This window comes from Sporolactobacillus kofuensis, assembly GCF_024125425.1.
Lineage (GTDB): Bacteria > Bacillota > Bacilli > Bacillales > Sporolactobacillaceae > Sporolactobacillus > Sporolactobacillus kofuensis.
Genome location: NZ_JAMXWN010000026.1, coordinates 1 through 10,014, shown reverse-complemented (window position 1 = coordinate 10,014; position 10,014 = coordinate 1). Strand labels below are relative to the sequence as shown.

The window sequence follows — 10,014 nt, the reverse complement described above, 5'->3', positions numbered from 1 at the left end:
GGTTTTGAAGGCTCGTGAGAGCCGGTTCGTCTGGCGGTTATAGCGAAGAGGTCACACCCGTTCCCATCCCGAACACGGCCGTTAAGCTCTTCTGTGCCGATGGTAATTGGGGGCTGTCCCCCTGTGAGAGTAGGTCACTGCCAGGCAAAAGCAGAAACAAGCGTTTCTCGAATAACATCGAGAGACGCTTGTTTTTTTGCAAGTAAAAAAAAGTATATGCTTTTAAAGCAAAAGGGTTTGAACTACGTAGGTGCGAGACTCCTGCGGGACCGTTCCGGATGATGTGAGCCAAGTGAAACCGCATAGTATTGGTTGATCCCGGAGGCTCACGAATCGCCGCAGAAGGGGAGCAATCGGAGCGATTCAAAGCCAAATGCGATGCGAAAACTACAGCATCATGAGAACGTAAGGACTTGGCAGTTCTTGCCCGGCTTTTCTCTGTTAATCGGCTGAGTTATGGCGTAATAGTTGGCTAAAAGTACAACAAAAATTTTACTGTAAAAGCAGATCAAGCAAAAAAATTTGAAAAAAATGATTATTATTTGAAAAAGAGTGGAATAGAAAAAAGGCATATACACTATAACTTATTGATAATCATAATTCGTCAAATTGGGTTGATCTTTTTTCAAATATGTATAAAATGTGATTGATAAGTGATAAATATGTGACAGTATTAATCGATGAAACAGGCGAGAAGATTAATAAACAGAGTAACAGATCAAAGTCACAAATAAACAGAAAGAAGTTGAGACAAGTGAAAGTTTCTCTATTTACAACATGCCTGGGAGAATTTTTTTATGTTGATGTTTTAAAAGATGTAACCGAAATACTTGAAAGGCTTGGTTGTGATGTTGAGGTTCCCCAGGGTCAGATTTGCTGTGGACAACCTGCCTATAACAGCGGCTACAAAAAGGATACAATTGGTCCCGCAAAACAAATGATTAAAAGTTTTGAAAATGCGGACTACATCGTTTGCCCTTCCGGTTCTTGCGCGACGATGTTTCATGAATATCCGAATCTTTTCAAAGACGAACCTGAGTGGCAGGAGCGAGCAAAGAACATTGCCGAAAAGACCTATGAATTCACACAATTTATCGTCCGTGTTCTTGGTGTTGTTGATGTTGGTGCGGAATATCATGCACGAGCAACTCTTCATACTTCTTGTCATATGACGCGATTGCTTGGCGAACGTGAATCACACTATACATTGCTGAAACATGTTAAAGGTCTTGATTTGGTCCAACTGCCTAACAATTATGATTGCTGCGGTTTCGGTGGCACATTTTCTGTTAAAATGTTCCCCATTTCGGAACAAATGGTTGATGAAAAAATCCGACATATTGAAGAAACTGAAGCAGATGTTGTTATTGGTGCCGATGCAAGTTGTCTCATGAACATTGGCGGCCGTATGAAACGATTAGGTAAGCCGATTAAAGTTATGCACATTGCACAAATATTGAACAGTCATCAAACTGAAGGAGATGAGCGCCATGCCGATGCAAGTCGGAAATCGACCGTTCTTTGAGGGCGTCGATGAAGCGATCCATGATACATTCATGGTCAATGCGGTCTCTTCAGCACAGGATGGACTGCGAGGCAGGAAACTCAGTGCAACAGTAGGTGACGACGCACTTGGCGATTGGGAAGAATGGAGAAGTGCGGGTGAAGAAATACGCGCACATACAATAAATCACTTAGACTACTATTTGAAACAATTGAGTGATAACTTTTCAGCACGAGGCGGCCACGTTTTTTTCGCTGAAACAGCAGAACAAGCACAAGAATATATTAAAAAAGTTGTAAAACAAAAAAATGCAAAACATATTGTTAAAGCAAAATCGATGGTTACTGAAGAAATTAGTCTGAATGAAGCACTGACAGACATCGGCTGTGAGGTATTGGAAACGGACCTTGCGGAATTCATTCTTCAAGTCGATCATGATTCACCTTCTCATATTGTGGTTCCATCTGTGCATAAGAATCGGCAGCAAATCCGAGATGCTTTTAAAAAGCTCGGATATGAAGGAACAGATGATCCGAAAGAACTCGCGGGATTTGCAAGGAGAACGTTAAGGGACAAATTTCTTAAAGCAGATGTAGGAATCACGGGCTGTAACTTTGCTGTTGCTGATTCTGGAAGTATCTGCCTTGTTACCAACGAAGGTAATGCAAACATGGTCACCGCCTTTCCAGAAACACAAATTACGGTTATGGGTATGGAACGTCTTGTTCCTACTTGGAAAGACTTGGATGTTGCTGTGTCACTCTTGTGCAGAAGTTCCGTTGGACAACGTTTGACCACCTATGTTACGGATATTACACCAGAGGCAAATCAAGAAGCCGTAGATAGTCCGAAAGATTATCATTTAGTGATTGTCGATGCCGGACGCTCGAATGCACTGGGCACTGAATTTCAATCCGCTCTGCACTGTATTCGTTGCGCGGCCTGCATTAATGTATGTCCGGTTTACCGTCACATTGGTGGGCATGCGTATGGTTCCATTTATCCGGGCCCGATCGGTGCTGTGCTTTCGCCTATTCTTGGCGGTTATGAACAGTATGGAAAATTGCCTTATGCATCGAGTCTTTGTGCCGCATGTTCTGAGGCTTGTCCGGTAAAGATTCCGCTACACAAGTTACTCATTCGACATCGCGAGAAGTATGTTGAAGGCGGCGGACATCCACCAGTGATGGAAAAAGTAGCAATGAAGGGATTTAGTATCGGTGCTTCTTCACCACTTTTATTTAGAGCCGGAGCCAAAATGGCACCAATCATGCTTAAACCAATTGTTCATGATGGTTCAATCCAAAAAGGTCCTGGACCGATGAAACCATGGACCCATGGCAGGGATTTGCCAGCACCAAGTCAGGAAAACTTCAGAGATTGGTTTAAGCAACATAAAGGTCAAAAAACGGCCAATCTGGATAAAGGAACAGGTGAGTCGTTATGAACGGAACGATAGAGAATCGTGATTCATTTCTACGTAATATAGCTTCAAAATTAAATCATACGTCAGCAGATGCGTCACAGCCACCAGCTTGGGAGCACAAGTACATGCCTCAAGAAAAGGTTTATCAAAAGTATTCTACAGAGCAGCTTGTAGACATGATGAAAAAAGCATGTGATCCGATTCATACAAAAGCGTATGAAACTACTTCTGATAAGCTTGCTGAGCAATTAGATAAAATTATTGCAGATTACGGTGCTGGAAAGGTCGTCGCAACAAAAGACGAACGCTTTAGCAAATTTGGCTTACAGAACGTACTCAGTAAATACGATGTCTATACATGGAATTATTCAGAAGGTCATCGTACTATTGATCGAGCAGCAGAAGCAAATATTGGTCTGTCAATCTGTGATGTGATGCTTGCAGAATCTGCAACAGCAGGTTTATTTAATGACAAAGATAAAGCAAGAAGTGTCAGCCTACTTCCGGAAACATCAATTGTCATTGTACCGAAAAGCCTGATTGTTCCCCGGTTGACACAAGCGATGCAGATGGTCGAAGAACGCGTTCAGAAGGGTGAAGAGATAGCTTCGTATATCAACTTTATCTCAGGACCAAGCAACAGTGCAGATATTGAAATGCGACTCGTTGTCGGCGTTCATGGACCAATAAAAGTAGCCTATTTGATCGTATCGGATCTCTAAGACTATATCCTAAAAAAACAGCAATCCTCATTCGAGGATTGCTGTTTTTTTACAAAATGATAATTTTATTTTCTAATTTGGCCGTTTCCTTCAACAAGATATTTAATGCTAGTCAATGCATTTAGACCCATGGGGCCACGTGCATGGAGCTTTTGAGTACTGATACCTATCTCAGCACCAAAGCCGAATTCCTCCCCGTCTGTGAACCGTGTAGAAGCATTATGATAAAGAGTAGAGGCATCTACAAATTGGTAAAACATTTGGACGTTCTCAACATTTTCCGAAATAATGGATTCAGAATGTTTGGTTCCGTATTTATTGATATGGTTAATGGCTTCTTTAACATTGCTCACAATTTTAATCGCAATGATTTTATCGAGATATTCCGTTGCCCAGTCTTGCTCAGTTGCCACGTGCAGATTTGGAAATTGATTCGCAATTTTAGCGTCGATGTGGCAATCGACTTTTGCTGATTGTAAGGCATCAATTAATTCAGAGCCAAAATTCTTGAACCATTTTTCATGAACGATCACGGTTTCGATTGCATTACAAACGGACGGACGTTGTGTTTTCGCATTCAAAACGATGCTGATGGCCATTTCTGGTTTTGCTGTTTCATCGATAAATACATGACAGTTTCCAGCACCGGTCTCCAAAACAGGGATACTCGCTTGCTTGATGACGGTTTGTATCAATCGACTGCTGCCACGGGGGATAAGAACGTCAATTAGCCCATTTAATTTAAAAAATTGATTTGCTGTTTCATGACTTGTATCTTCGAGTAATTGGACACACTCAGTCGGCAATTCGGTTGCGTTTAGCGCTTGGTGAATAACAGATACAATAGCTCTATTGGATTCCAGAGCGGATTCACTCCCTCGTAAATACACAGCATTACCGGTCTTCAAACAAAGCCCGACAGCATCGACGGTCACATTTGGTCGTGCTTCATAGACCATCCCGATCACGCCGATCGGAACACGAATTTTTCTAATCTGTAATCCATTTGGTCGGGACCATTGTTCAAGTTCATCACCTATCGGATCTGGTAAATCTGCGAGATGCTCTAGAGCACCGGCCATTGCATCAATCCTTTCCTCATTTAACATGAGACGATCCAATAGCGATTCGACCATACCCTTTTGTTTTGCACGCTTCATATCGCTTTGATTAGCAGTCAATAGTAATTCAGATTGTGCACGTAATTGATTGGCTATGGTGTGCAGCGCATCATTTTTTTGTTTTGTCGATTTTGATGCAAGTGATTGTGCCGCTCTATGTGCATGATTTGCCTTTATCATCAATTCAGATTCTTTAACTGAGTCATTCATTATCTTTTTCTCCTCTCAATGGCTACAGGATGTAACGTTGCATTCCACGGCACCCAGTTATCACGATGAACCGCTTCAGGATGACCGCCGTTTACTAGATCCATCGCTTGATCACTCGACATGCGTTTAATCTCATTAAGTTGTTTTGCAGAGTAATTCACTTGTCCTTTTCCAAGTATATGATTAGTTTTATCGACAATCTGAATCACTTCTCCAGCGAGAAAATGGCCGCTTATAGTTTTAATACCTGCAGGAAGTAAACTTTTACCCTCATTCATCAAGGCATGCACGGCACCATCATCAATTTCAATTTTTCCAGAGATCGGGGAATGAAGCGCAATCCACTGCTTTGACACTTTTAACGATGGCTTAAGGTTTTCGGCACCAATATAAGTCCCATCACCGCTACCTTCAATAATTTGTACGAGTTTATTCGGTCCTGTTCCTGTTCCGATAAATGTACGAACACCAAGTGAAAGTGCAGTTCGCGCAGCGCGTAACTTTGACTTCATTCCGCCGGTGCCCACTTTTGAACCGGACGCTGCACTGGTTTCATTCAGCAGATGATCCGGAAGTGTCTCAAGAAAATGATAGCGGATCGCATCGCGATGCTGATGGGGATTTTTATCATAAAGACCATTCACATCGGTTAAAATGGCAAGAAAATCAGCATGAATCAATCCACTAACTAATGCTGATAACTGATCATTGTCACCAAACGTTAATTCTGCGAGCGAAACCGAATCATTTTCATTAATGATCGGAAGAACGGAGCGCTTCAATAGCTCATTAAGCGCTGAGTAGGCATGACTCATCTGTTCGCGCCGTTCAAAATCCTGGCGAGCAAGCAGAAGTTGGGCAACGGTTATTCCGTGATCACGAAATGCCTGAGCATAATTATTAAGCAACAGCACTTGACCGACTGCAGCGGCTGCTTGTTTTCCTGCAATGGTCACCGGCCTTGAAGGATATCCGAGTCCCGGATATCCAGCCGCAACAGCTCCAGAAGAAACGAGAACAACCTCATGCCCTTTAGTTTTTAATTGGGCGATCGCATCGACATGATCGCGTAACTTCTCATGATCGAGTTCACCATGTGGATCCGTGAGTGAACTGCTTCCGATTTTCACAACAATTCTCTTGGCTTCCATAACCGTCCTCCATATTCAAAAAAGCCTCTCTCCATCCTTAATAAAAGGACGGGGAGAGGCTTGCCCGCGGTACCACCTTTGTTAGTACAGAAAGAATACTGCACTCACTTAGAACTTCGTATCGTGAAGTACACGGTTCGGTTTTTGCCGAACAGCTCAAGGGCAGGTTCAACATGAAGCTTTCGGGGCATCTTACAGCCGATGGATGCCGTTCTCTGTCGAGTCTTCACTATTTACTAATCCCTGTCAACGCTCTTATAATTGATCTCATTATATTCAGGTGTTGGAGAGAAGTCAAGGGATTCCTCATGGTGCAGATGTTTTTCATCAAGATGACCAAAATGATAAAATGAAATTATTAAAATTTTGGGAGGTTTGATCATGGCATTTACTTTGCAAATTGGCGAGCAAGCACCTGCATTTTCATTACCTGCAACAGATGGACACACATATGCATTGAACGACTTTTCAGATGCAAACGTGTTGGTCCTCTTCTTCACATGTAATCATTGTCCCTTTGTTCTTGGATCGAATGAAACGACGCGACAATTAGCTGAGAAATACAAGGAGGCAGGCGTCACTTTTGTTGCAGTGAATTCAAATAGTGAACAGACACACCCTAAGGATTCTTTTGAATTCATGGTGAAGCAAATGGAACAAGAAAAATTCCCATGGATCTATCTGCGAGATCAGGCGCAGGATGTTGCGCGTGCATATGGTGCGCTTAGAACGCCACATTTCTTTGTGTTTGACCAGGAACGCAAATTGGTGTACACGGGCCGTGAATTGGATAATCCGAGACAACCGGAAAAAGCAACAGTGAATGATCTTGATCGGGCGCTTGAGCAATTAACGAGCGGTCAATCTGTGACTACGCCACTGACGAATCCGATCGGCTGTAATGTAAAATGGAATGGCCAAGATGCGCATTGGATGCCAGGGGAAGCGTGTGATTTAGTTTAATGATCAATGAGACCTTTCCTGTATCGAACAGAGGAAAGGTTTTCTTACATACCAGAACTTATAGTATTGATTCATAACTAACGAACGATTTAACTTCAAGACACCAGCGCTTTACACATACCTTGCCATGATTAGCTATTTACCTTTATTCAATGTCAATGTAAGATAACAATAATAAGAAAAAGGATTAAAGTAATCACATGGTGCTTCGGTCGTATGCAATGGAAGAGAAAGTATCCGTTCGTTATTCTGCTGATCAAGCACAATAAGAGAGCGCCAGTTAACTGAATTGACGTCACTGTATACATAGTCATGAGTACTGAGAAGATGAGACTCACACTGTGGGTCAGTAGAAAGATACAGATAACGATGCGGTGCCTCTCTTTTTTCCAAAACAGCACTCCAGAAATGAGACAAACGAATGAGTAAATGAACAAAACAAACTCTGAAATCATACCAATTCCTCCCTTAATATTTCATTAAAAAAGATGGGGTTGACCCCATGTCAAGGAGGTTACCGAATGAGAATTGGAGAATTTGTTAAGTTGTGTCAGACAACGAAGGATACGGTGCGTCATTATGAAGAACTGACACTTATTCAACCGGAGAAAACAAATGCATTTAAAAATTATAGTCAAAAAAATGTTGATGACTTTCATGTCATTAAAGAATTACAGCATCTCGGCCTATCATTAAAGACTATTCAAGAGTTATTTTTAGTTAAAAAATTAAATGGCTGCGGCTCGAAAGTGCTGATTGATCAAGTATGTAAAGAATTGTTTGAACAGGATCGTTTATTATCTAACGAAGAAATGAAAATACATGAACAACGCAACTATTTATCAGCGTTACTGTCAGATCTTAAATCCTTAAACGGGAAAACTTGAGAGGGGATGAACGTTCATTGAGTTATGCCTACGATTTTGACGCGATCATTGATCGGAAGGGAACAGCCTCAATCAAATGGGATGAAGTGGATCACATTTTTGGCGATCAACAATTGTTGCCTTTATGGGTAGCAGATATGGATTTTCAAGTGCCTGAAGAAGTGACTGAAGCACTTTCCAAACGCATTCGGCACGGAATCTATGGTTATACAGCAAATAGTGAATCCTATCTCTCAGCTGTACAGCAATGGATGATGAAACGACACCAATGGCAAATTGAAAAAGAATGGATTTGTCAGAGTCCCGGAATTGTTACCGCATTGAATCTCATCGTTGACGGATTCACGACTATTGGCGATAAAGTGGTCATTCAACCGCCTGTATATCCTCCTTTCCCGAAAGCTGTTAAAAACCAGCATCGGGAACTGGTGACAAATCCTTTGCTCTACCAGAACGGTGTATATACCATGGATTTCACTGATCTGGAGAAAAAATTTGCAGATCCAAAGGTTAAATTAATGATCTTATGCTCACCTCATAATCCTGTTGGTCGGGTTTGGAAAAGAGTAGAACTCGAGACACTCGCTGATCTGGCAGCTAAATACGATGTGCTCATTGTTTCAGATGAAATTCATGGTGACCTTGTGTTCAAAGAGCATCAGCATATTCCCTTTGCCACTCTTTCTGAGGTTGCCGCATCCCGATCAATCATATGCACAGCGCCAAGTAAGACATTTAACCTTGCCGGCTTACAAATTTCGAATATCATCATTCCTCATCCGGAATTAAGAAGAAAGTTTAAGGAGCAAACACAACGATTCAGTCTTGGTGAACCTAATTCACTCGGAACTGTTGCAGCAGAAGCTGCGTTCAAGTTCGGTGAGCACTGGCTCGATCAATGTCTTGCTTATATTAATGGAAATGCAGATTTTGTTGCAAACTATTTACAGATGCACCTACCCAATTTATCAATGGTTCCTCTTGAGGGAACCTATCTTGGATGGATGGATTGCCGAAAGCTCGGATGGGATAAAATAGAGCTGCAACGCTTTTTTCAAAAACAAGCGAAACTTGCGTTGAATCAAGGGTATACATTTGGGGTTGAAGGCGAAGGATTTGTACGTATTAATCTAGCATGCTCGAGACAATTGCTTCAAAAAGCGATGCAGCGGCTGCGTGCTGAACTCCATGTGTAATTAGACTCCACATGAGTGTTTTTTGAAATTTTGAAACCTTTTTCAACGGCATACGTAATAAAATGTATAGGAATGGAACAGGGGGGTACACAGCAAAATGAAAAAAATAATGGCGGCTTTTCTCGCTCTAGCTCTGATCTTTACGCCTGCCGGTGATTTTGTCTTTCATTCAACAGATCATCAGGTGAGTGCCAAAGGTTATCGATCAGGTGTTAAGAGCTTTCAATCCAATCGTAGCGGGGGCACAACTTCATTCTTTAAAAGTAATCGAAGTCAAGGTACGCGAACAACGAACCCGGCTAGAAATTTCACAGGTGGTAGTTTCATGCGAGGCATGATTTTTGGTGGACTTTCCGGATTATTGTTCGGCAGTTTATTTTCACACTTTGGCGGATTTGGCATGATGGCAGGTTTCTTAATTAATCTCATCGCCATTCTCGTTGTGATTGCGTTAATTCGCTACATTATTTCAAGCTTTACGAGACGCAGAAACTCTGAGGACTCAAATCCGTGGAGACGATGACGATCTCAGAACAAGAAATTGTTAATGCGTTATGTCTCCATTTAGCAAACAAAAAAGGAATGGAACCACAAGATATTCAAGTTGAATTAATGTTTGACGATGATTATGGGTTCTCTGCCGAGGCTTATGTTGGTGAACGCAAACAAATTCTGGTTGAATCAAATATGATTGAAGCTTTACGTTATTGGTTGGAAATAGAAATGAATCAGGATCCCTATGGCTCACTCCGTTTAGAACTTGATGAAGAACAAGGGATCATTGCGCATTATTCGGCGTAACCCTCTACGATAAAAGATAATCTCCCATGGTAC

11 protein-coding genes, 1 rRNA gene and 1 other annotated feature are annotated in these 10,014 nt (G+C 41.8%); of the genes, 9 read left to right on the top strand and 3 right to left on the bottom strand.

What is annotated here, in order from left to right:
• Positions 1-29 precede the first annotated feature (29 nt).
• The 4 genes from rrf (at position 30) to NIE32_RS13835 (ending at position 3,652) form a co-directional block, all read left to right on the top strand.
• Positions 30-146 (top strand): 5S ribosomal RNA (gene rrf / locus NIE32_RS13850).
• Between the two features lie 608 nt (positions 147-754).
• Positions 755-1,525: a (Fe-S)-binding protein gene (locus tag NIE32_RS13845; protein ID WP_253077473.1), complete on the top strand. Its 771-nt coding sequence runs from the start codon at positions 755-757 to the stop codon at positions 1,523-1,525.
• A complete protein-coding gene (locus tag NIE32_RS13840; RefSeq protein ID WP_253077471.1) occupies positions 1,491-2,951 on the top strand; it encodes a LutB/LldF family L-lactate oxidation iron-sulfur protein in 1,461 nt (486 codons plus the stop codon). The genes NIE32_RS13845 and NIE32_RS13840 overlap by 35 nt, the downstream gene beginning before the upstream one ends.
• Complete coding sequence (locus NIE32_RS13835) at positions 2,948-3,652, top strand: LutC/YkgG family protein (RefSeq protein ID WP_253077470.1); 705 nt, start codon at positions 2,948-2,950, stop codon at positions 3,650-3,652. The genes NIE32_RS13840 and NIE32_RS13835 overlap by 4 nt, the downstream gene beginning before the upstream one ends.
• Before the next feature lie 65 nt (positions 3,653-3,717).
• Here the strand turns inward: NIE32_RS13835 and NIE32_RS13830 are convergent, their stop codons facing one another.
• Positions 3,718-4,983, bottom strand: coding sequence for a glutamate-5-semialdehyde dehydrogenase (locus NIE32_RS13830; protein WP_290443630.1), 1,266 nt, complete (start codon positions 4,981-4,983; stop codon positions 3,718-3,720).
• Positions 4,983-6,134 carry a glutamate 5-kinase gene (gene proB, locus NIE32_RS13825; RefSeq protein ID WP_253077469.1) on the bottom strand — a complete coding sequence of 384 codons (1,152 nt, stop codon included), beginning with the start codon at positions 6,132-6,134 and terminating at the stop codon, positions 4,983-4,985. Before proB ends, NIE32_RS13830 begins: the two co-directional genes overlap by 1 nt.
• A 41-nt stretch (positions 6,135-6,175) precedes the next feature.
• Positions 6,176-6,393: a binding site (T-box leader), on the bottom strand.
• 122 nt (positions 6,394-6,515) lie between these two features.
• Here proB and NIE32_RS13820 point away from each other — a divergent pair.
• On the top strand, positions 6,516-7,097 hold the full coding sequence (locus NIE32_RS13820) for a thioredoxin family protein (protein ID WP_253077468.1): 582 nt from the start codon (positions 6,516-6,518) through the stop codon (positions 7,095-7,097).
• Positions 7,098-7,232: 135 nt separating this feature from the next.
• On the opposite strand, the gene NIE32_RS13815 is transcribed toward NIE32_RS13820, so the two are convergent.
• Positions 7,233-7,490, bottom strand: a complete 258-nt coding sequence (locus NIE32_RS13815) for a hypothetical protein (RefSeq protein WP_253077467.1) — start codon at positions 7,488-7,490, stop codon at positions 7,233-7,235.
• A 128-nt stretch (positions 7,491-7,618) separates the two neighbouring features.
• Between NIE32_RS13815 and NIE32_RS13810 the strand changes: the two genes are divergently transcribed.
• The 4 genes from NIE32_RS13810 (at position 7,619) to NIE32_RS13795 (ending at position 9,981) form a co-directional block, all read left to right on the top strand.
• Positions 7,619-7,984 carry a MerR family transcriptional regulator gene (locus NIE32_RS13810; RefSeq protein ID WP_253077466.1) on the top strand — a complete coding sequence of 122 codons (366 nt, stop codon included), beginning with the start codon at positions 7,619-7,621 and terminating at the stop codon, positions 7,982-7,984.
• Between the two features lie 17 nt (positions 7,985-8,001).
• Complete coding sequence (locus NIE32_RS13805; RefSeq protein ID WP_253077465.1) at positions 8,002-9,180, top strand: MalY/PatB family protein; 1,179 nt, start codon at positions 8,002-8,004, stop codon at positions 9,178-9,180.
• Positions 9,181-9,277: 97 nt separating this feature from the next.
• On the top strand, positions 9,278-9,703 hold the full coding sequence (locus NIE32_RS13800; protein ID WP_253077464.1) for a hypothetical protein: 426 nt from the start codon (positions 9,278-9,280) through the stop codon (positions 9,701-9,703).
• On the top strand, positions 9,691-9,981 hold the full coding sequence (locus tag NIE32_RS13795) for a YxcD family protein (RefSeq protein WP_253077463.1): 291 nt from the start codon (positions 9,691-9,693) through the stop codon (positions 9,979-9,981). Before NIE32_RS13800 ends, NIE32_RS13795 begins: the two co-directional genes overlap by 13 nt.
• Positions 9,982-10,014: the final 33 nt, after the last annotated feature.

Bases quoted from the DNA above. Each gene is read 5' to 3' on its own strand.
- NIE32_RS13840 (WP_253077471.1), top strand. From the start codon at position 1,491: ATGCCGATGCAAGTCGGAAATCGACCGTTCTTTGAGGGCGTCGATGAA.
- NIE32_RS13835 (WP_253077470.1), top strand. From the start codon at position 2,948: ATGAACGGAACGATAGAGAATCGTGATTCATTTCTACGTAATATAGCT.
- NIE32_RS13830 (WP_290443630.1), bottom strand. From the start codon at position 4,983: ATGAATGACTCAGTTAAAGAATCTGAATTGATGATAAAGGCAAATCAT.
- proB (WP_253077469.1), bottom strand. From the start codon at position 6,134: ATGGAAGCCAAGAGAATTGTTGTGAAAATCGGAAGCAGTTCACTCACG.
- NIE32_RS13820 (WP_253077468.1), top strand. From the start codon at position 6,516: ATGGCATTTACTTTGCAAATTGGCGAGCAAGCACCTGCATTTTCATTA.
- NIE32_RS13810 (WP_253077466.1), top strand. From the start codon at position 7,619: ATGAGAATTGGAGAATTTGTTAAGTTGTGTCAGACAACGAAGGATACG.
- NIE32_RS13800 (WP_253077464.1), top strand. From the start codon at position 9,278: ATGAAAAAAATAATGGCGGCTTTTCTCGCTCTAGCTCTGATCTTTACG.